The organism is Microbispora sp. NPDC046973 (assembly GCF_040644495.1).
Classification (GTDB): Bacteria; Actinomycetota; Actinomycetes; order Streptosporangiales; family Streptosporangiaceae; genus Microbispora.
In genome coordinates this window covers 121,405-142,181 of record NZ_JBEYWQ010000003.1, presented here as the reverse complement: position 1 = coordinate 142,181, position 20,777 = coordinate 121,405, and the positions used below count along the sequence as shown (strand labels likewise).

Annotated in this window: 20 protein-coding genes; 11 read left to right on the top strand and 9 right to left on the bottom strand. The window is 71.7% G+C overall.

Annotation, left to right across the window (positions count from 1 at the left end; translation table 11 throughout):
- Positions 1-34: 34 nt before the first annotated feature.
- Genes ABZ860_RS07845 through ABZ860_RS07830 form a run of 4 tightly spaced genes read right to left on the bottom strand, consistent with a single transcriptional unit; the run spans position 35 to position 4,112 of the window.
- Complete coding sequence (locus ABZ860_RS07845) at positions 35-715, bottom strand: neutral zinc metallopeptidase (protein WP_357216613.1); 681 nt, start codon at positions 713-715, stop codon at positions 35-37.
- 59 nt (positions 716-774) lie between these two features.
- Complete coding sequence (locus ABZ860_RS07840; RefSeq protein ID WP_357216610.1) at positions 775-2,235, bottom strand: glutamate-cysteine ligase family protein; 1,461 nt, start codon at positions 2,233-2,235, stop codon at positions 775-777.
- A 57-nt stretch (positions 2,236-2,292) separates the two neighbouring features.
- Complete coding sequence (locus tag ABZ860_RS07835) at positions 2,293-2,931, bottom strand: response regulator transcription factor (protein WP_076432599.1); 639 nt, start codon at positions 2,929-2,931, stop codon at positions 2,293-2,295.
- Positions 2,928-4,112 (bottom strand): PspC domain-containing protein, encoded by a 1,185-nt coding sequence (locus ABZ860_RS07830; RefSeq protein ID WP_357216607.1) that lies wholly within the window; start codon positions 4,110-4,112, stop codon positions 2,928-2,930. The genes ABZ860_RS07835 and ABZ860_RS07830 overlap by 4 nt, the downstream gene beginning before the upstream one ends.
- Positions 4,113-4,246: 134 nt before the next feature.
- Between ABZ860_RS07830 and ABZ860_RS07825 the strand changes: the two genes are divergently transcribed.
- From ABZ860_RS07825 to ABZ860_RS07790, 8 genes are all read left to right on the top strand, one after another.
- Positions 4,247-6,088 (top strand): PspC domain-containing protein, encoded by a 1,842-nt coding sequence (locus ABZ860_RS07825; protein WP_357216604.1) that lies wholly within the window; start codon positions 4,247-4,249, stop codon positions 6,086-6,088.
- Positions 6,078-6,284, top strand: a complete 207-nt coding sequence (locus ABZ860_RS07820) for a hypothetical protein (RefSeq protein ID WP_357216601.1) — start codon at positions 6,078-6,080, stop codon at positions 6,282-6,284. The genes ABZ860_RS07825 and ABZ860_RS07820 overlap by 11 nt, the downstream gene beginning before the upstream one ends.
- Before the next feature lie 61 nt (positions 6,285-6,345).
- A complete protein-coding gene (locus ABZ860_RS07815; protein WP_357216598.1) occupies positions 6,346-6,933 on the top strand; it encodes an ABATE domain-containing protein in 588 nt (195 codons plus the stop codon).
- Positions 6,934-7,004: 71 nt separating this feature from the next.
- The gene (locus tag ABZ860_RS07810; RefSeq protein WP_357216595.1) at positions 7,005-7,541 is read left to right on the top strand and encodes a PadR family transcriptional regulator; all 537 of its coding nucleotides are present in this window, start codon (positions 7,005-7,007) and stop codon (positions 7,539-7,541) included.
- A complete protein-coding gene (locus ABZ860_RS07805; RefSeq protein WP_357216592.1) occupies positions 7,538-8,281 on the top strand; it encodes an ABC transporter ATP-binding protein in 744 nt (247 codons plus the stop codon). Before ABZ860_RS07810 ends, ABZ860_RS07805 begins: the two co-directional genes overlap by 4 nt.
- Complete coding sequence (locus ABZ860_RS07800; protein WP_357216589.1) at positions 8,278-10,902, top strand: FtsX-like permease family protein; 2,625 nt, start codon at positions 8,278-8,280, stop codon at positions 10,900-10,902. The genes ABZ860_RS07805 and ABZ860_RS07800 overlap by 4 nt, the downstream gene beginning before the upstream one ends.
- 90 nt (positions 10,903-10,992) lie before the next feature.
- Positions 10,993-11,436 (top strand): VOC family protein, encoded by a 444-nt coding sequence (locus tag ABZ860_RS07795; protein ID WP_357216586.1) that lies wholly within the window; start codon positions 10,993-10,995, stop codon positions 11,434-11,436.
- 2 nt (positions 11,437-11,438) lie between these two features.
- Complete coding sequence (locus ABZ860_RS07790; RefSeq protein ID WP_357216583.1) at positions 11,439-12,320, top strand: pyridoxamine 5'-phosphate oxidase family protein; 882 nt, start codon at positions 11,439-11,441, stop codon at positions 12,318-12,320.
- Here ABZ860_RS07790 and ABZ860_RS07785 read toward each other — a convergent pair.
- From ABZ860_RS07785 to ABZ860_RS07770, 4 genes are read right to left on the bottom strand one after another with little or no spacing between them, the layout of a single operon-like run.
- Positions 12,307-13,143 (bottom strand): TIM barrel protein, encoded by an 837-nt coding sequence (locus tag ABZ860_RS07785; protein WP_357216581.1) that lies wholly within the window; start codon positions 13,141-13,143, stop codon positions 12,307-12,309. The two genes, ABZ860_RS07790 and ABZ860_RS07785, sit on opposite strands and share 14 nt — an antisense overlap.
- Positions 13,140-13,976, bottom strand: coding sequence for a carbohydrate ABC transporter permease (locus ABZ860_RS07780; protein ID WP_357216578.1), 837 nt, complete (start codon positions 13,974-13,976; stop codon positions 13,140-13,142). Before ABZ860_RS07780 ends, ABZ860_RS07785 begins: the two co-directional genes overlap by 4 nt.
- Positions 13,970-14,857 (bottom strand): sugar ABC transporter permease, encoded by an 888-nt coding sequence (locus tag ABZ860_RS07775; protein WP_357216575.1) that lies wholly within the window; start codon positions 14,855-14,857, stop codon positions 13,970-13,972. The genes ABZ860_RS07780 and ABZ860_RS07775 overlap by 7 nt, the downstream gene beginning before the upstream one ends.
- A 14-nt stretch (positions 14,858-14,871) precedes the next feature.
- Positions 14,872-16,197, bottom strand: coding sequence for an ABC transporter substrate-binding protein (locus ABZ860_RS07770; protein ID WP_357216572.1), 1,326 nt, complete (start codon positions 16,195-16,197; stop codon positions 14,872-14,874).
- Positions 16,198-16,494: 297 nt separating this feature from the next.
- Between ABZ860_RS07770 and ABZ860_RS07765 the strand changes: the two genes are divergently transcribed.
- From ABZ860_RS07765 to ABZ860_RS07755, 3 genes are all read left to right on the top strand, one after another.
- Positions 16,495-17,496 (top strand): SIS domain-containing protein, encoded by a 1,002-nt coding sequence (locus tag ABZ860_RS07765; RefSeq protein ID WP_357216569.1) that lies wholly within the window; start codon positions 16,495-16,497, stop codon positions 17,494-17,496.
- Positions 17,497-17,629: 133 nt separating this feature from the next.
- Entirely contained in the window at positions 17,630-18,508 is an 879-nt protein-coding gene (locus tag ABZ860_RS07760; RefSeq protein ID WP_357216566.1) for a PfkB family carbohydrate kinase, read from the top strand.
- A 26-nt stretch (positions 18,509-18,534) separates the two neighbouring features.
- The gene (locus ABZ860_RS07755) at positions 18,535-19,632 is read left to right on the top strand and encodes a LacI family DNA-binding transcriptional regulator (RefSeq protein ID WP_357216563.1); all 1,098 of its coding nucleotides are present in this window, start codon (positions 18,535-18,537) and stop codon (positions 19,630-19,632) included.
- Positions 19,633-19,650: 18 nt separating this feature from the next.
- On the opposite strand, the gene ABZ860_RS07750 is transcribed toward ABZ860_RS07755, so the two are convergent.
- Entirely contained in the window at positions 19,651-20,691 is a 1,041-nt protein-coding gene (locus ABZ860_RS07750; RefSeq protein WP_357216560.1) for a sulfotransferase, read from the bottom strand.
- Positions 20,692-20,777: the final 86 nt, after the last annotated feature.

Sequence of the window (20,777 nt, the reverse complement as noted above, 5' to 3'; positions counted from 1 at the left end):
GCCGGGGCGTGCGAGGCTCCCGGCGAGCACGGCCTCAGCAGGTCCCCACTCCCTCGGTGTAGCCGTGGGTGAAGTACTGCTGGCGCTGTCGCGGGGTGCCGTGGGCGTCCGGCGTCCACCAGACGTCGGTGGGATCGCCCGCCGCCTGGAGGTTGGTGAGCAGTTCCTCCTCGTCGCCCTGCTCCGCGCCCAGCACGCCCACCCGGATCAGGCCGCTCAGCGCGGCTCCCGCGTAGCAGTCGGCCTGGAGCTCCCGCTGCACGTTGAAACGGAAGTCCTCGACGAGCTGGGCCTGCACGGCGTGCCCCAGTTCGTGCGGGATCACGACGTAGACCGCGCCGTCGCCCATCTGGTCGTACATCGCCTTGAGCCAGGTCGCGTCGTAGGCGATGAAATGGCCGTACGGACAGTAGAAGGCGTTCTCGGGCACGGCCGACTGTCCGCCGCAGTCGGGGCCGTTGTTCCCCTGGTAGGCGACGAAGCGGGTGATCGGGCGGTAGGTGCCGCCGCTTTCCTGGAAGCGTTGCGACCAGAACCACTCGGTGAGGCACCGGGCCAGCTTGACGTCGCCCGGGAAGTCGTCGCCGGTGCCCTCGCACGGCGTTCCCCGGGACGCCGCGTCCCCCGGCTGCGCCCGGTCGGGCGGGGAGCCGGTGAGCGTGCCACAGGATGCGACGAGGACCGCCAGGAGCACGGCCAGTGTTCGGCGGGTCATTTCCGTGTGAATACCCATTCAGGCGGCAAAAATCTGCGCCATCGCCGAACGCGGAAGTTTTACATTCCCCACGTGTGCACGGGCTCGTTGGTGTGCATGTGATGCAGGTAGCGCAGGGTCATGCGGCGCAGCGCCTCGTGGTCGCCGCCGAACGCGCGGGCCGTCCTGACCTGCCAGTCCGCCCCCGTACGGCCGGTCACGCAGCGCCGCTCGATGATGCCGAGCAGCCGGTCGCGCTGGACCGGGTCGACCTCCCACAGGTCGAGCCCGTGGTAGGCCATGGGCAGCAGCCTGCGCAGGATCAGCTCGGCGGCGGGGACCTCCCCCAGGCCCGGCCAGTAGAGGCGGGCGTCGAGGCCGTACCGCGCGGCGTTGCGGAGGTTGTCCTCGGCGGCGGCGAAGGACATACGCGTCCACACGGGCCGCTCGGCCGCCGGGAGCACCCGCATGAGCCCGTAGTAGAACGCGGCGTTGGCGGCGATGTCGGCCACCGTCGGCCCGGCGGGCAGCACGCGGTTCTCCACGCGCAGGTGGGGGACGCCGTCGGAGACGTCGTAGACGGGCCGGTTCCAGCGGTAGACGGTGCCGTTGTGCAGCCGGAGTTCGTGCAGCTCGGGCACCCCGCCCTCGTCGATGACCCGCCTCGGGTCCTCCTCGTCGCACAGGGGCAGCAACGCGGGAAAGTAGCGGACGTTCTCCTCGAACAGATCGAAGACCGACGTGATCCACCGCTCCCCGAACCAGACGCGCGGCCGCACGCCCTGGGCCTTCAGCTCCTCGGGCCTGGTGTCGGTGGCCTGCTCGAACAGGCTGATCCTGGTCTCGCGCCACAGCTCCTTGCCGAACAGGAACGGCGAGTTGGCCGCGACCGCGACCTGCGGACCGGCGATGATCTGGGCCGCGTTCCAGTGCTCGGCGAACGTCTCGGGGCTGACCTGCAGGTGGAGCTGCACGCTCGTGCACGCCGCCTCGGGAGTGATGCTGTCGGCGTAGGTGTCGAGCCGGTCCACTCCCTCGATCATGAGGTGCAGGTCCTCGCCCCGGGCGGCGAAGATCTGCTCGTTCAGCAGCTTGTAGCGGGGGTTGGCCGACAGCGTCCCCTCGCTGACGTCGCTCTCGCGCAGCGTCGGCAGGATGCCGACCAGCATGAGCTGCCCGCCGACGCGCGCCGCCCGCTCCTGCGCCCGGTTGAGGCGCAGCCGTACGGATTCCTCCAGCAGGCGGCTGCCCTCGCCGGACAGCACCTGCGGCGGGATGTTGATCTCGACGTTGAACTGGCCCAGCTCCGTCGCCCAGTCGGGCTCCGCGATGGCGGCCAGCACCTCGGCGTTCTTCATCGCCGGCTCGCCCCGGGAGTCGACCAGGTTCAGCTCGATCTCCAGGCCCATCTGGGGCCGGTCGAACCCGAACCGCGACTCCCGCAGCATCTCGGCCAGGACGTCCAGCGACAGCTTCACCTTGTCCCGGTAGCGACGGCGGTCCTCCCGGCTGAAGGAGACGGAGGGTACGTCACGGCCCATTCACTGAGCGTCGCACGCCAAGGGGCGATCGCACCAGACGGGTCCGCCCGGAAGGGTTCAGACCAGACGTCTGGCGGTGGCCCAGCGCGACAGCTCGTGGCGGTTGGACAGCTGCAGCTTGCGCAGCACGCTCGACACGTGCGTCTCGACGGTCTTCACCGAGATGAACAGCTCCTTGGCGATCTCCTTGTAGGCGTAACCCCGGGCGATCAGCCGCAGCACCTCGCGCTCGCGCTGGGTGAGCGAGTCGAGCTCCGGGTCGATGGGCGGCGCCTCCGTCGAGGCGAACGCGTCGAGGACGAATCCGGCCAGCCGCGGCGAGAACACCGCGTCGCCCTCCGACACCCGGATGATCGCGTCGGTCAGCTCCGCGCCGCTGATCGTCTTGGTCACGTAGCCCCGGGCGCCGCCCCGGATGACCCCGATCACGTCCTCGGCCGCGTCCGACACCGACAGCGCGAGGAAGCGCACCTGGGAGCCGGAGCCGAGCACGCGCCGCAGCACCTCCTGGCCGCCGCCGCCCGGCATGTGCACGTCGAGCAGCACCACGTCGGGCTGCAGCTCGCCGATCGCCGTCACCGCCGACTCCACGTCCTCGGCCTCGCCGATCACCTGGATCGAGGGCCCAAGCTCGGCCCGTACGCCGGACCGGAACAGCCGGTGGTCATCGACGATCAGCACGCGTACGGTCTTCATTGCTCCCTCTTCATGGTCAGCATGACCTCGGTTCCGTCGCCCGGCTCGGTCCTGACCCGGGCGCTTCCCCCGTTGCGCTCCATCCTGCCGACGATCGACTGGCGGATGCCCATCCGGTCGCCGGGGACGTCGTCGAGCACGAAGCCCTTGCCCCGGTCCCGGATGAACACCGTCACCTCGTCGGGCTCGACCTCGGCGTAGACGGAGACGACCGGAGCCCCACTGTATTTGCACGCGTTGACCATCGCCTGCCGGGCGGCGTGCAGCAGGGCCACCATGCCCTCGTCCAGCTCGCAGTCGCCCACGCAGACCACCTCGATCTGCACGCCGTGGGCGTCCTCCTCCTCGGCCGCGACCCGCCGTACGGCGGCGGCGAGGGTGGCGTCGGCGTCCTGTTTGGGCTGGTAGAGCCAGTTGCGCAGCTCACGCTCCTGCGACCGGGCGAGCCGGGCGACCTCCCGCGCGTCGTGGGCGTTGCGCTGGATCAGGGTCAGCGTGTGCAGCACCGAGTCGTGGACGTGGGCGGCCACCTCGGCCCGCTCCTCCTGCCTGATGCGCTCGGTGCGCTCCCGCTGGAGCTCCTTCACGAGCGAGGCCAGCCAGGGCGCGGCGATCATCAGCATGCCGCCGACGACGACCGCGGTGAACACGAGCCCGGTCCTGGCCTTGGCCAGCTCGCCGCTCGCGGCCAGGAAGCCGATCGCGCCCACGACGACGAGCAGCGCCCCGATGCCGGTGCGCACCCAGGTCGTGCTGACCTGCTTGACCGCGCCGGACATCCACCGCTGCCGCCGGCCCGGGTCGGCCTGCTGCCACAGGATCAGCGCGCCGATGCCGCCGACCGCGATCGGCCAGGTGCCGAACCCGCCGCTGGAGGCGCCCGTCAGCCACGCGAAGCCCGCCAGCGCCAGCCACAGCACGCCGTACGAGGCGAGCTGGCCCCACTCGCGGGGCGGCTCGGGGCCCTCCGTCTCCTCCTTCGGCGTGAACATCCACAGCGCGGCGTACGCCACGAGGCCCAGCCCGTCGACGACGGTGAGCAGCACGAACGCGAGGCGCAGCACGACGGGGTCGAGCCGCAGCTGGGCGGCGGCACCCTGCGCGACGCCCGCGACCACCCGGCCAGAGGCGGGCCGGACCATCCGGGGATACGCCGCGGGGGCGTTAGTCATCTCAGACATCTCGGGAAGCATCGTCACACGTCACAAACCATGAGCGCATCAGGGCAGGCCCTGACGCCACCCCTGAGGGGTCGGGGACGAGTCAGGGGTTCCCCCGATGGCAGGGGTATGGCGCGCGAGGCCAGGATGGGACCATGACCGAGGCACCACCGACCCCCGCTTCCGACTCCGCCGGCACGCCCGAGCCCGAGAAGGCGCTGAGCCGCTCAAGGGACGGGCGCATGATCACGGGCGTCTGCGCGGGCCTCGGCAGGTTCACGGGCATGGACCCCGTGCTCTTCCGGGTCGGCTTCGCCGTGCTCGTCCTCGCCTCCGGCATCGGCGTCATGCTGTACGTCGCGGCGTTCCTGCTGATGCGCCGGCCGGGCGGCGGCCCCGGCCACCTGGAGCAGTGGACCCGGCGGCTGTTCGACGCCGAGACCGTGCTCGCGCTGCTGGCGGCGGTCTTCGCGTTCGGCCTGATCATCAACGTCGCCTCCGGGGGGATCAACCGCGGCACGATCGTGGTCGGCACGCTGCTGGCCATCGTGCTGATGGCCGCCCACGCGCGCGGCGTCGACCTGCTGACGATGGCCAAGTCGATGCCCGAGCGGGCGACCGGACGGCGGGGCATGACCCGGGCCACCCCGAACTTCGCGCCGTTCGCGCCCTTCACCCCGCCGCCCGCGGGGCAGCCGTACGGGGCGGGAGCGCCGATGACGGAGACACCGCTGCGGGAGACCCCGGCACCGGCACCGGCACCGGCACCACAGGCACAGGCACAGGCGCCGGAGGGGGCCGCGGACGACGCCGGAGTCGAGGACACGACGGTCCGGGCCGCGGCCGCGGACGACACCGCGATCCACGACACGATCGCCCAGGATCCGGTGGCGCAGGACGCCGCCCCGAAGGCCGCGGACGACACGCTCGTCCAGGAGGCCGTCACCGAGGACGCGGCGGGGCGGGCCGACGGCGACCCGCCGACCCGGCCCTTCGAACCCGTCGCCCGGCTGGCCGCGGAGCCCGCCCCCGGCACGCACACCCCCGACCCGAACAGCCCGGACCTCGGCTGGGCGCCCGGGGCACCGGGGCCCTCCGTCTCCGCGCCTCCGGCCGGCGACGGCTACCGGCGGCTGTCCGACCTGGCCCGCGAGGCGCGGGCGGGTGCATACGGCGACAGCGGCGCCCGGGACCACCGGCACGGCATGCGGGGGCACGGAGCCGGAGGGCACGGCTACGGAGCCGGAGAGCCCTTCGCCCCCCACGGCCCCTACACGAGGCGGGAGCCGTACGAGCCCTACGCGGCGCCCTATCCCCCGCCGAGCCCCTACGCTCCGCCTGTGCCGCCGCCGACGCGGCCGGCGCGGCCGGCGAAGCCCAAGCGCCCCAGGTCGTTCGTCAGCGGCCTCACCATCTGCCTCGCCCTGATCGTTGGAGGGATCATGGTCACCATGCAGCGGACCGGCTCAGGCTCGGTCGGCCTGCCGGTCGTCGGCGGGGCGGTCCTCGTCACGATCGGGGCGGGCCTGCTGGTCGCGACCTGGTTCGGCCGGGGTGCGGCGCTGATCGCCGCGGGGACGATCGTGGCCCTCGTGCTGGTGGGGAGCTCGACGGTGAACGGCATCCCCCGCAAGGTCGGCAGCTTCGTCTGGCACCCCGTCGGCTCCGTCCAGTCGCCCGGCGCCTATGAACTGGGCATCGGCGAGGGGAAGCTCGACCTGAGCGACGTGACGCTCACACCGGGCGGCCGGGTCAGGTTCGACGCCTCGGTGTCGATGGGACAGCTCACGGTGATCGTCCCGACGACCGCCCGCGTGGAGGTGCACGGCTCCGCCAAGCTGGGCGAGGTGAAGATCGACCACAAGGTCGAGGACGGCAGCGACGTGCGGTTCGACCGCGTCCTCGAACCGGAGACGCCCGTCGAGGGCGACGTGCCGACGATCGAACTGCACGTCAAGGCCGGGCTCGGCGACGTGGAGGTGCGCCGTGCGGCCTGAGTCCCAGCCCGAGCGCCCGCGCCGGGTGCACCGTACGAACTGGATGTCCCTGCTGTGCGGCCTGCTGTTCATCGGCATGGGCATCCGCTACCTGACCGGGCCCGATCCCGACGCCGTCATCATGGCGCCCGTCCTCGTCGGGGGGCTGGGCTTCGCGGCCTTCGTCGCCATCCTGGCGAAGGCCATCCGCCGCTGAGGCCTCCGGGCGGCCTTCCGGTCTCACGGGTGCGCCCGGCCGGCCGCGTTAGACTGAGCCGATGTCCTCGCTGCTGGCCCTGGAATTCGTGAGCACCGTCCGCGCGGACCGGTCCGGACTGGTGGACGCGCTGGAGGACGTCGGCGGCCTTACCACCTGGGTCGGAGACCACGCGCCCGAGCTCGGCATCGACCCGGCCACGTTCGTCGCCACTCCCGAGATGCGTGACGAGGTCGTGGCGCTGCGACAGGCGATCCGCGCGCTGTTCGCCCGGGCCGTGTCCCCCGGGCCGGCGAGCGGCGCGGACGCGGCCCGGCTGCCGGCCTTCGAGCCCTCTCTCGATCTCGTGAACGCCACCGCGGCGGCGGTGCCCGTCGCCCCCCGGCTCGAATGGCCGCCGGGCGAGGCGCCCCGCGCCCGGACCCTGCCCGCGCGGGCCGCCGGTGACTCCGCCCGCCTGCGGGCGGCCCTCGCGGCCGCCGCTGTCGACCTGCTGGCCGGGCCGCACCGAGAGCAGCTCCGCGCCTGCCCAGCGCCCCGGTGTGTGCTGTATTTCGTCAGGGAGCACCCGCGCCAGGAGTGGTGCTCCGTGGCCTGCGGAAACCGCGCCCGCGCGGCCCGTCACTACCGCCAGCACAAGAACGCCTGACCCCCTCCGCATCCCCCTTTTCCTCGACCCGGCGCTGACAGGAGCATACTCAGTATGCATACTGAGTATTCATGTCGGTACGACACGGCCTGCTCGCCCTGCTGAGCCGGGGCCCGCGCTACGGCTATCAGCTCAGGGCCGAATTCGAGGCGTCCACGGCGACGACCTGGCCACTGAACATCGGTCAGGTCTACACGACGCTGTCCCGCCTCGAACGCGACGGCCTGGTGTCCCGCGACGACCAGGGCGACCAGGACGAGCAGGGCCGGGTCCGCTACGCCATCACCCCCGAGGGCCGCGAGGAGCTCGGCCGGTGGTTCGCCAAACCCGTCTCCCGGGCCGACCGGCCCCGCGACGAGCTCGTCATCAAGCTCGCGATGGCGGTCACCACGCCCGGCGTGGACGTGGCGGCGGTCATCCTGGCGCAGCGGTCCGCGACGATGCGGAGCCTGCAGGAGCTCACCCGCGCCCTGCGGACCCTCGACGCGTCCACCGAGGCCGCACAGCGCCTGGTCATCGACTCGATGATCTTCCATGCCGAGGCCGAGCAGCGCTGGCTCGACCACTGCGAGGCCGTCCTCGCCCGTCCCTCCGAGGAGAACCCGTGACCGAAACCCGACCTTCGGACCGGTTACCCGCGCCGGACGACGAGCCGGTCGTCCGCCTGACCGGCGTCGTACGCGTCCACGGCGAGGGGACCGGGGCCGTCCACGCGCTGCGGGGCGTCAGCCTGGACGTCGCGGCCGGGGAGCTGGTCGCGGTGATGGGCCCGTCCGGGTCCGGCAAGTCCACCCTGCTCAACCTCGCGGGCGGGCTCGACCGCCCGACGGAGGGGTCGGTGACGCTCGAAGGCCACGAGCTGCGGGATCTGGCGCCGAAGCAGCTGGCGGAGCTGCGCCGCAGGAGCGCCGGCTACGTCTTCCAGGACCTCAACCTCATCCCGTCGCTGACCGTCGCCGAGAACGTCGCGCTGCCGCGCGAGCTGGACGGCGTCCGTACGGCGAGGGCCAGGTGGGAGGCCATGGCGGTGCTCGAGGAGGTGAGGCTCGCCGGTTTGGGCGACCGGTTCCCCGACGACCTGTCGGGCGGCCAGCGCCAGCGGGCCGCCATCGCCCGCGCGCTGGTCGGCGAACGGCGGCTGCTCCTGGCGGACGAGCCGACCGGCGCCCTCGACACCCGGGCGGGCGACGAGATCATCCAGGTGCTCCGGCAGCGGGCCGACGCCGGGGCCGCCGTGCTGCTGGTCACGCACGAACCGCGCTACGCCGCCTGGGCCGACCGCGTCGTCTTCCTCAAGGACGGGCAGATCGTCGACTCGGCGGCCGCCGGGATGGAGACCGCCCGATGAGCGGGCTGAGAGCGTCATTACGGATCTCCCGCCGCAACGCCAGGCGGTCGAAGTGGCGCAGCGCGCTGATCCTCGCGATGATCGGGCTTCCGGTCGCCCTCGCCTCCTTCGTGCTGAGCGCCCTCTTCGGCCCGGGGCCGGTGCCCGACCGTCAGCACTACCCCCTCGGGCAGGCCGACGCGCTGGTGACCGGCGCCCGCGAGTGGACAGGTGTCACCCAGGACGCGTGGGGAAACCGGATCGCCGAGCAGCCCGGGAACGATCCGACGCCGTTCACCCCGGCCGAGATCGCAGCCGCCCTCGCCCCCGGCAGCCGGATCGTCCCCTTCGCCCAGGCGGATTTCCGCTACCTGACCCCGCAGGGGTACGACATCGGATGGATCCGTCAGGTCGACCTGAACGATCCGATGTCCCGGGGCACCTTCCGGCTCACCGAGGGCAGGCTTCCCGCCGCTCCCGGAGAGGCGGTCGTGTCCGCGGACCGGTTCGGCCCGGACACCGCTCCGGATGTGACGCTCCTCGTCGGCGAGGAACGCCGGCCGCTCCGGGTCGTCGGCGTCGCCCTGTTCGGCCTGACGGGGTTCCCGCCCACGCTCGTGGCCTTCCCCGGCAGCCTGCCCGACGCCGCCTTCGGGCCGGTCCATCCCGAGCTGATGTCGCGCGGCTGGCTGGTGGACTCTCCGCGCCCCGTGACGTGGGCGGACGTGCGACGGCTCAACGCACGCGGCCTCGTGGTCGTCAGCCGCACCGTCGTCGAGGCGGCGCCGCCGGACGAAGCGCCGTCGCGCGTGCGCGTGTCCTCCCTCACCCAGAGCGCGCCGTGGGCCGCGATCATGCTGCTGGAGGTCGTCCTCCTGGCCGGGCCCGCCTTCGCCATGGGACGGCTGCGAAGGTCTCGCGAGTTCGCGCTCGTCGCCGTCCAGGGCGGCTCCCCCGCCCACCTGCGGACGATCGCGCTCGCCGACGGCCTGCTGTTCGGCGTCGCCGCCTCCGTCCTCGGCGCGGCGCTCGGCGTGGGCGCGGCCTGGCTCGCGAGACCGCTGCTGGAGTGGCGGGCCGGATTCCTGCTCGCCCCGTTCGCCGCACCCTGGGCGGCGGTCACGGGGACCGCGGTGCTGGGCGTCGTGGCGGGCCTGCTGGCCGCCCTCGCCCCGGCCGTCGCGGCGAGCCGTACGGACCCCGTGGCCGTGCTGTCGGGCAGGCGCGAGCGAGGCCGTGAGCGTGCGGGCCGGCCGCTGCTCGGGATCGTGCTGGTCGTCGCGGGCACGGCGGCGACCATCGCGAGCGCCGGTCACGAGCTCGGCTGGATCGCGACCTCGACCCTGGTCACCCAGCTCGGCCTGGTCGCGCTGACGCCGGCGCTCATCGCGGCCGTGGCCCGGCTCGCCGCCCGTCTCCCCCTGCCGCTCCGGTTCGCCGCCAGGGACGCCGTGCGCAACAGGGGCCGTACGGCACCCGCCGTCGCCGCGGTGATGACCGCGGTCGTGGCGCTCACGGCGGTGGGCGTGACCTGGCAGAGCCGGCTCGCGCGCAACCCGGCGTACGCGCAGAGCCACCCGCAAGCGCCGGCCGGAGCACTGTGGATCGCCGGGCCGAACCTCACTCCCGGCCTCTGGGATCGCGTCCGCTCCGCCGTGCGCGAGGAACTACCCGCCGGCGTGCCGCTGGTGGAGGCGCGGACGCTCACGTCGAGATCCGGCGTCCCGGTGTACGCCTCGGTGCCGGACACCGCCCCCGACGTCAGCAGGGTGGAGTGGTCGGACCCGAGCCAATCCGGGGGCCTCCTGGTCGGGAACGACGACCTGCTCCGCTACGTGCTGCGGCGCGACGACCCCGGGGCGGTGGCGGCGCTCCACGAGGGGAAGGCCATCGTGCTCAACCCCGTCGTCGTCCGGCAGGGGCAGGTGCGGATCGATGTGTCGCCCGCCGTCGCGCGGGGCGAGTCGGCGCCGCTCACGCTGCCCGCCGTCGGCATACGGGCCACCGGGGAGGGCTGGGCCCGCGCGGTCGTCGCGCCCGAGGTGGCCGCGAAGAACGGGTACGGCACCGCGACCGCCATGCTCGTGGTGGATCCCGCGGACCTCCGCGTCCCGAGGGCGACGGCGGAGCGGATCACCGCGAAGGTGGAGCGGATCACCGGCAAGGCGATCGTGCGGCTCGAGGCTCCGGAGGCTCCCGACGACACGTTCCTCCTGGTCGTGCTGGGCATCGCCGCGGCCGTGCTCGTGCTGGGGATGACGTTCGTCGCCACCATGCTGGCCGCCGCCGAGGCGCGTCCTGACCTGGAGACCATGTCGGCCGTGGGGGCGGCTCCACGGGTGAAGCGCGCGGTCGTCGCCGGGCAGGCCCTGGTGATCGCGCTGCTTGGCTCGGTCACCGGCGTGCTCGCCGGCTTCGCTCCGGGCATCGCCGCGGCCCGGCAGGCCGTGCCCCACCACGCGGAGGTGTTCCTGCGTCCCGACGGAGTGCAGGTGACCGCGCCGGCGGACGACACGTCGATGATCGCGATTCCCTGGGCGCTCGTCGGCCTGCTCGTCGTGGCGTTGCCCCTGCTGGCCGCGCTCGGCGGCGCCGCGTTCACCCGGTCGCGCCTGCCGCTCCCCCGGCGAAGGACCACCTGATCTTCTAATGGACTTCTCCGCAGAATCCCGTTAGTCTGCTCTCATCTTCTAACGGAACCAACCGTTAGATTCCGTATGAAGGGACAGGCGATGAGCTTCTCCACGGGTCACATCGGGCTGAACGTCTCCGACCTCGACAGGTCGGTCGGCTTCTACCGGAAGGTCTTCGGCTTCGATGTCGCCGGCAAGTCGGCCGACGAGGCGCGCCGGTACGCGTTCCTCGCCCAGGACGGCACACTGGTGCTGACGCTGTGGCAGCAAAGTGAGGGCAGGTTCGCCCCCGGCCTGCCGGGGCTGCACCACCTGTCCTTCCAGGTGCCGGACATCGACGCCGTACACAGGGCGGAGGCCGTCGTCAGGGAGACCGGGGCGACGATCCACCACGGCGGCATCGTCCCCCACCGCGAGGGCGGCTCCTCGGGCGGCCTGTTCTTCGAGGACCCCGACGGGATCCGGCTGGAGATCTACGCGCCGAGCGGCGCCGAGGAGCGCCCCGCTCCCCGATCCGACGCCCCGACCTGCGGATTCTTCTAGAGATGCGGCACGAGGGAGAGGTCGCGGTCCAGCGCCGCGCGGGCGTCCGGCTGGCCGAGCACGGATCGGCCCGCGTGCGGGCCGAGATCCCGGAGGTCGCGGCGCGGTTCCTGGAGTCCCAGCGCATGGTGGCGATCGGCGCGGAGGACCGTGAAGGCCGGGTGTGGGCCGCGCCGCTCACCGGCCGGCCGGGGTTCGTCACCCCGGCCGGCGACCGCACGATCCTCGTGGACGCGGTGCCCGGCGCGCCGCTCGCGGGCCTGTTCGACGACGAGCACGACATCGGCATGCTGGCCATCGAGCCGTCGTCCCGGCGCCGGATGCGGGTCAACGGCCGGGCCCGGAGGGACGGCGACCACCTGGTCGTACGGACCGAGCAGGTGTACTCCAACTGCCCGAAATATCTGCAGAAGCGCACGATCACCGGGGACCTGGAGCCCGGTGATCGGACGTCACGGTCCGGGGACCGCCTGTCGGAGGCCCAGCAGACGTGGATCAGTGCCGCCGACACCTTCTTCGTCGCGACGCACGCGCCCGGGCTCGGGTCGGACGTCTCGCACCGGGGCGGCAACCCCGGGTTCGTCGAGGTGGTGGACGACCGGCGGCTCGTCTGGCCCGACTACGCGGGCAACCTGATGTACATGACGCTCGGCAACCTGGAGCTGAACCCCGCCGCGGGCCTGCTCTTCCTCGACTGGGTCACCGGCGACGCGCTGCACCTGACCGGCAGGGCGCGGGTCGAGTGGGACCCGGGCGACGTGCCGGGCGCGCAGCGGCTGGTCACGTTCGACGTCGAGCAGGTGCTCCAGGTCGGCGGCGCGAGCCCGCTGCGCTGGGCGTTCGAGGAGTACTCCCGGTTCAACCCGCCCGTCAGGGGTGGGTGAGGGCGGCCTCGACGGCGGACAGGCAGCGTTCGACGACGGGCCGGGGGGCGAAGGCGTACGTGCCGTCGCCGAACAGCTCGAACGTCATGAACCCGTCGTAACCGCGACGGGAGAAGGCGGCGAGGTAGCCGGCCAGCGGCAGCTCCCCGTCGCCCCACGCCAGGTGCCCGGCCGGGCGGCCGTCGATGAGGTGCACGTGGCGGACCCGGTCGCCGAGCGCGTCGAAATAGTCGTCCACGCTCTCCCCCGCGACCGCCATGCCCACGGTGTCGAGCACGGCGGCGAGGTTCGGCGCGCCGACCTCGTCCAGCATCCGGGCGAGCGCCCGCGAGTCGTTGAGCAGGTTCGACTCCACCCGCTGGAGCGGTTCGAGCACGCAGGTCACCCCGAACCCCTCGGCGTACCCGGCGATCTCGGCGAGCGCGTCGGCGGACCTGCGCCACGCCGCCTCCACCGGCTCGTCCTCGTATCCCCGGCCCGGCGTGAGCAGGAGCAGCTCGGCGCCGAGCTCCGCGCACAGCTCGGCCGCCCGGCGGAACATCGCGATGCTGGAGGCGCGCAGCCGCGTGTCGGCCGAGGCGATGTTGACCGGGTACGCCACCTGCTCGGGCGTGAGACAACGCACCCGCAGCCCGCGTGAGGCGGCCCGGCGGCGGACGGCGCGGGCCTCGGCGTCGCTGACCTGCGGCACGTGGAAGTGGGGGGCGATCCCCCACAACTCCAGTTCCTCGCGGCCGAGGTCGGCGGCGTCGTCGAGGAACCGCTCGAACGGCAGGTGCTGATAGGAGAAGTTCGAACCGGTGATGAGGGGCATGGGACTCATTTTCCGACTCCGTCCGCGAGTCCTTTGACGATGTAACGCTGCCCGGCGAAGAACAGCAGCACGACCGGGAAGGCCGCGATCGCCATGCCGGCGAAGACGACCGGAAACTCGGTGCCGTGCTTGCTCATGAGGCTCATCAGGCCGACGGGAAGGGTCTGCACGCCCGCGCCGCTGGTGAAGACCATCGCGAACAGGTACTCGTTCCAGGCGAACAGGATGTGCAGCAGCACGGTCGAGGTGATGATCGGCTTGCACATCGGCAGGATGATCCGCCAGAAGGCGGTCCACCGGCCGCAGCCGTCCATCTCGGCCGCCTCGTCCACCTCCCTCGGCAGGTCGAGCATGTACGCCCGGATGAGGAAGGTGGTGAACGGCACCCGGAAGGCCGTGTAGAGGATGAGCAGCGCCCAGAAGCTGTTGTAGAGGCCCATGGACTGGAACATCTTCACCAGCGGCACGAGCGCCACGCTCGGGGCGAGCATCAGCCCGCCGAGGATGATCCCGGTGGTCAGCTTGGAGAACGGGATGGCCACCCGGGTGAGGCCGTACGCGGCCCACGCGCTGACGAAGACGGTCGCGACCGTCGAGGTCACGGTGACCAGCACGCTCGTGGTGAGGTAGTCGCTCACCCCGCGGTTCCAGGCCTTCCGGTAGCTGTCGAAGCTCCAGTGGGAGGGCAGCGAGAAGGGGTTCCCGAAGATCTCGCCGTTGGTCTTGAACCCATTGAGCACCATCCACAGCAGCGGATAGACCACCACCACCGCGAGGCAGAGCAGGAACGCCCACAGGAACACCCGGGAGACCACCCCGAGGAAGCCGATGCGACTCACCACGCCACCCTTCTCCTGCGCGCGACCCACAGTTGCGCGACCGCGATGCCGAGCGTGATCACGAAGATGACGGTCGCGATCGCGGCGGCGTAGCCGAAGTCGTTGCGGACGAAGCCGCTACGGTAGAGCCAGGTCCCCAGCACCTGGGTCGAGTTGTCAGGCCCGCCGCTGGTCATCACCATGACCTCGTTGAACACCTGGAACGCCCCCGAGATCGTGACCATCGACATCACGCCGGTCATCTCTCGCACCAGGGGAACGGTCACGTGGTAGAAGCGGCGGACCGGTCCGGTCCCGTCGAGGGCCGCGGCCTGGTAGATCTCGCGGGGGATCCGCTGGATGGCGACGGCGAACAGCAGGGTCGAGTAGCCGAAGCCCTGCCACTGGCTCATCGCGATGATCGCCGGCATGGCCGTGGTCTCCTCGCCCAGCCACGAGTGGCCGAGCCCGCCGAGGCCGACCGCCTGCAGCAGGTGGTTGAGCAGGCCGAGGTCGGGCTCGTAGATGAAGTAGAAGAGCAGGCCGGCGACGGTCAGCGAGATCGCGGAGGGGATGAAGTAGATCGCCCGCAGGACGCGCTGCCACCGCTCGCTGCGCACGCCTTCGATGAGCGCGGCCAGCACGAGCGCGCCGAACACCTGGAACACGATCGACACCACGGCGTACAGCACGTTGTTGCCGAGCGACCGCCAGAAGACCGGGTCCTCGACGAGTTTGGTGTAGTTGGCGAGGCCGACGTACTCCTGGCTGCCGCTGTAGATGTCCCACTTGAGCGTGCTGAACCCCAGGTTCTCGGCCAGCGGGAAGTAGACGAACACCCCGACCAGCACGAGGGCGGGAACGACCCACGCGAGCCCGAGCGCCCGTTTGCCGATGGTGCGCACCTGCTCTCCTCCGGCTACTTCGCCGACGCCGAGGCCTGGCGGACGCTGTCGAGCACCTGCTGGGGAGTCTTGCCGCCGGTGATCAGCGCCTCGCCGCCGGACAGCCAGGCGTCGGCGACCTCGGGCACGGTGACGGTGTCGAGCCAGGCGGCCAGCTTCGGCGCCTTGTTGACCAGCCCGACGCCCTCGTAGACCGCCTTGCTCGAGGTCTCGGGCGTGACGGCCCCGATGACCGTGCTGGGCTGGCCGTACGGCGGGGACGACAGCGTCTTGGCGTTCTCCACGCTCGTGACGAACTTCATGAAGTCGACGGCGAGCGGGATGCGGGGGGAGGCGGCGTTGACCAGGTATCCCTCGGGCGCGCCCTCGATCACCGTGGGGTCGCCCTTCGCCCCCTGCGGCGCGGGCAGCTGGAAGATGCCGAAGTCGTCCGTGGGCAGCTTGCCCTTGGCGGTCTCGTTGTCGAACTCCAGGATCTCCTGGTAGTACATGGCCGCCTTGCCGTCGGCGAACTTCTCCTGCGCCGAGCTGTACAGCACGCCGTTGGTGCCGCTCTTGGTGTCGGTGCACGTGTCGACGAGGGTCTTGAACCGGGCCAGCGCGGTGACGTAGCCCGGGTCGTCCAGCTTCGCCGTCGCGGGCTTCAGGTCGGCCTGCAGCGTGTCCCACGGCACGTCGTAGGCGAACATCTGCTGCAGGTAGTGCAGGGCCGGCCAGCCGTCCTTGTTGCCGAACGCGATGGGCTCGTAGCCGGCCTTGCGCAGCGGGCCGCAGGCGGCGATCAGGTCCTCGAACGTCGCGGGCACCTTCACCCCCGCCTTGGCGAACGCGGCCTTGTTGTAGCCCATGAACTTGCCGTTGCCGTACAGCGGGATCCCGTAGTACTTGCCGTCGTAGGCGAAGGCCGACAGCGCCCCCTCGCCGATGGTCTTCCCCCACTCCGTGCCGGGCCCGATGACCGTGGTCAGGTCGGCCGCACGGCCGCCGCGGACGAAGTTCTCCGCCCAGTTGCCGGTCCAGGTGAAGTAGACGTCCGGCAGGGCGTTCGACGCGGTCAGCGTCTTGGTCTTGTCCTTGATGCTCTGGTCGGTCTCCTGGATGAGCTGGATCTTCACCCCGGGGTGGAGCTTCTCGTACTCGGCGGCCAGGTTCTCGAAGTACGGCTCCAGCGGCTCTCCGGCGAACTTGGTGAGGATGCTCAGGGTGCCCGAGTAGTCGGGGGCGGCGGTCACATCGGCCGCGGGAGCCTTGTCCGCATGCCCGCCGCCGGTGCACCCGGCGAGGGCGAGCACCGACGTCCCGGCGAGTGCCGCGAACGTCGTCAGTGCGCGAGGGCGCATGGGCTTCCTCTCTCTCTGGTCTGTCTGGGGGCTGGCCCGGCACGGCCCGCTGGTGTGGGGTGACTGTACAGAGCATCTGATACCGGTACCAGACCTGATTCCAAGAATTTTTTCTCGCACGACGCGTCCGGGACACCATTCGGCCGGAAACACCAGCTAGAGGCCGTCTCAGCAGAGGGAAGAAGGTCCCGGTATTGACGTCGTACGTTCCTCTGTGTCAGCGTGACCCCCGCGTGATACCGGTATCAGGCAGCAGGGGCGCCGCCGGTCCGCAGGTGATCCCGAAAGGACGCGACAATGCTCGGATTCAACGAGCCGGAATTCCTCTCCCAGCTGGCGAGCGCGGTGGCGCTGCGCCCGCGGATCGAGGAACTGGTCGATCGGCTCGTGGACGGGGGATTCGACAACCTCTACCTCGTCGGCGCCGGCGGCACCTACGCCCAGATGTGGCCGTACGAGCGCCTGGCTCGGCAGCGGTCCACCCTCGACGTGCGCGCGGTGATCGCCGCCGAGCTGGTCGCCGCGGACGAGAAGGCGCTCGGCGAGCGCTCGGTGGCGATCTTCACCTCCGTCTCCGGCACCACCGAGGACGTCGTCAGGGCCATCGAGTTCTGCAGGTCGAAGGGCGCCTACACCATCGGCTTCACCGGTTACCCCGACTCGCCGATCGCCCGGAACGTCGACCTCGCGCTGCTGACCGAGCCCAAGACGTGGCCGTTCGACATGCAGATGCTGCTCTTCATGGGCCGGCTGCTGGCGCGGCGGGGCGAGTTCGACGGCTACGAGAAGTTCGCCGCCGAGTTCGACGACATCCCGCGGATCCTCCTGGAGGTCTCCAGGCAGGCCGAACCGGTCGCCGAGGCGTTCGCCGACGCCCACAAGGACAGCGACTACTACTTCCTCATCGGCGGCGGGAACCTGTGGGGGTTCACCTACCTCTACTCCATGTGCATCCTCGAGGAGATGCAGTGGCTGCGCACCACGCGGGTGCACAGCGCCGAGTTCTTCCACGGCTCGCTCGAACTGCTCGAGGAGAACACCAGCGTGATCGTCTTCCAGGGCGAGGACGAGGCGCGGGCGCTCACCGACCGCGCCGAGGCCTTCGCCAAGCGGATCTCCAAGGACGTCACGGTCTTCGACACGAAGGACTACCCGCTCGACGGCATCAGTCCGGAGTTCCGCGGCCTGCTCGCGCCGCTCGTCCTCGACACCGTCATGAGCCGCGTCAGCAAGCACCTGGAGCGGGTGCGCGACCACTCGCTCGACCTGCGCCGCTACTACCGCGTCATGGACTACTGATCCCGCCTTCCCCCTTTCCGGGCCCTAGGTCGTGTCCCGTGATCTTTTTCGCCTACTGCGGTCGCTACGGCAAAAGATCACGGGACACTCCCTCGCGCGTGCCTGCGCGGGGGCCCGTCCACAGGAGAGTTTTTTGAGAGTCCTCGGCTTCGGCGACAACATCGTCGACCGGTTCGTCGACCGCGGTGTGGAGTACCCCGGCGGCAACAGCGTCAACGTCGCCGTCTACGCCCGCCGCCTCGGTCTCGATGCGGCCTACCTGGGCGTGTTCGGCGACGACGAGCTCGGCGACTTCCTGCGCGCCTCGATCGCCGCCCAGGGCGTCGCGATCGACCACTGCGTCGTGCGGACCGGCGAAAGCGGCGTCTCCACCCTGCGCGTGGACGACGGCGACCGCGTCTTCCTCGGCTGGAACGGCGGCGGCGTCACGCTGCGGGAGCCGCTCGTCCTCGGCGGCGACCTGCTGCGCTACGCCGCCTCCTTCGACCTGGTGCACTCCAGCGTGTACTCCCGGAGCGAGACCGAGCTGCCCAAGCTGGCCGGGCTCGGCCCGGTGGTGAGCTACGACCTGTCCAGCGAGGACGAGTTCCGCACTCCCGGCTACCTCGACCGGGTCTGCCCGCACGCCGACCTGGTGCTGCTGTCGTGCTCGCACCTCGACGAGGCCGCCACGCGGGCGCTGCTGGCCGAGGCCGTACGGCGCGGCGCGCGGCTCGCGCTGGCCACGCGCGGCGTGGAGGGGGCGATCGCGCACGACGGCAGGGTCACGGTCGCGACCGCCGCGCGCCGGGTGGAGGACCCCCGCCTGATGGCCGACACGATGGGCTGCGGCGACGCCTTCCTCGCCGGGTTCGCCGTCTCGCTGCTGCGCGGCGGCTGGACCTCCGGCAGGTCCCCGGACCGCGACGCCGTCGAGCGCGCGCTCCACGACGGCGCGCGGTCGGCCTACGAGCAGTGCCTGGTGGAGGGCGCGTTCGGCCACGGACGGCCCGTTCTCAATAAGCTTCCCTGAGACGGACAGAGGGAGGAACGCCGGCCATGCCAGCTGAGCGGAGCCAGGCCGCCGGGAGGGTGACGGTCTCCGAGGTGGCGGCCGAGGCGGGCGTCGGGCGGGCGACCGCCGCCCGCACGCTCGGCGGGTATGGACACGTCAGCCCTGAGCTGCGCCAACGCGTGCTCGCGGCGGCGGAGAAGCTCGGCTACCGCGCCAACGCCCTCGCCCGCAGCATGTCGACCGGCGTGAGCCACACCATCGGGGTGATCGTCGCCGACATCGGCAACCCCTTCTTCGCCGGACTGGTCCGCGGCGTCTGCGACGCCTCCCGGGCCCGCGGCTTCGACACGATCGTGCTGAGCACCTACGAGGACCTCGACGAGGAGGTCGCCGCGACCAACGTGCTGATCGACAAGCGCGTCGACGGCATGATCATCGCGTCCGCCGCGGTCAGCGGCCGGGAGGTCGGCCACGTCAAGGAGGCGCTGACGCGTGGCGTCCCCGTCGTCCTGGTCGACCGGGCCATCCCGGCGCTCGACCTCGACGCGGTCGTCATCGACAACCGCGACGCGGCGCGTGAGGCGGTCGAGCGGCTGATCGCGGCGGGCCACCGGCGGATCGGCTTCGTGTGGGGACCGCACATGGCGCAGCCGCCCGCGACCCGCCGCGAGCTGCTGGCGGCGGCGTCCCGCAACCTGTGGACCGACGGCGAGCGCCTGCGAGGCTACCTCGACGCGCTCGACGACGCGCGGATCCCCTTCGACCCCGAGCTGGTGATGGTCGGGCGCAAGGTCGAGGAGCGGGCGACCCAGGAGGTCGCGCGCATGCTCGCCCTGCCCGACCGCATCACGGCGCTGTTCTGCACGGAGACCGAGGCGGTGACGGGGGCCCTGCGGGCTCTGCGGGCCGCCGGGCTCGCCTATCCGCGCGACGTCGCGCTCATCGGGTTCGACGACAGCGCCTGGGCGGCGGTCATGGATCCGCCGCTGACGATGATCGCGCAGCCGGTGCACGAGCTCGGCGCCAAGGCGGCCGAGGTGCTGCTCGACATCGTGCAGGGGGCCGAGGCCGGCCGCGAGACGCACACGCTCCGCTCACGCCTCGTCGTGCGGTCGTCGGTCGGCCCCCCGCCGGGCGCCTGAGCCGCCCGAGAGGGAATGTCAGCGGGGGAGCAGTTCGTAGGAGCGCTGCTGGGGCAGGCCGGCGAGCCGCCGCTGGCCCTCGGTCAGCAGCGCGGCGATCGGACCGGGCTCGCGCAGCCGGGTGAGCCGGTCGCGGTTGTACTTGCGCAGCCGCGCCGCGCGCCGCTTGGCCGCCGCCGCCTTGAACGCGGCGACGTGCTCGCGGTCGGGCTTGCGCGCGCCGCTCAGCTCGTAGCCGTACGCGGCGAGCCGCTCGCCGAGCACCTCCTCGCACAGCGAGATCTCCCAGGGCTCCAGCCGGGAGGCCCACTTGCCCGAGTGGGCGGTGGTCACCTCCTCGTGCGTGTTGCTGTGCCACACCTTGTGCTTGGGCACGGCCAGCTCGGCCATGTCGCGCGGATCGCACATCGCCGGGTCGTAGTCCTCGCCGAGGAACACGCACAGCTTCTTCAGCTCGGTCTCCGGGTCGGAGGTGAGGTCCTCGTACCGCAGCTCGTAGAAGCTGTCGGCCGGCAGCTTGCGCGCGTGCCTGCGGCCGAAGTCGACGGCCTCGGCCCAGTTGGCCATGGCGTGCACGGCGTCCGCCTTGTACCAGGGCATCTGCTTGAGCGAGGCCACGCAGTCGCGGCCGTCCCTGACGAGGTGGACGAACTGCGCGTCGGGGAACATCCGCATCAGCATCTCGACGTGCCGGTAGTAGCTGGGCCGCTTGTCGCCCCAGCGCGGCTTACCGAAGCGCTCGGCGTAGCACTTGAAGACCATGCCGATGACCGAGCCGAAGCTGCCCGGGCCGAGCATGGCCGCCTGGACGAAGTCGGGGCCGCTCAGCCCGAGCTCGTGGAACTTCGTGGTCCTGCCCTCGGCGATCCAGGTCGCCAGCCTGCGCCTGTTGTCCGCAAGCCGCATGTCGCCGTACGCCCGGCGGGAGAAGTAGGCCGGGACGAGGAACCGCGTCTCCGGCGGGACCGCGATGCGCGGGTGCGAGTGCAGCATGAGCTGCAGCATGGTGGTGCCGGAGCGTGGGCAGCCGACGACGAAGACAGGTCTGTCCGAATGCATGAGTTCCATCCCCCGTGGTGAAGTTGCCAGACGTCAGGCCGCCGCCCTCCCCCGGGCGCGGCTCGTGACGCGGGTCCTACGGCGTC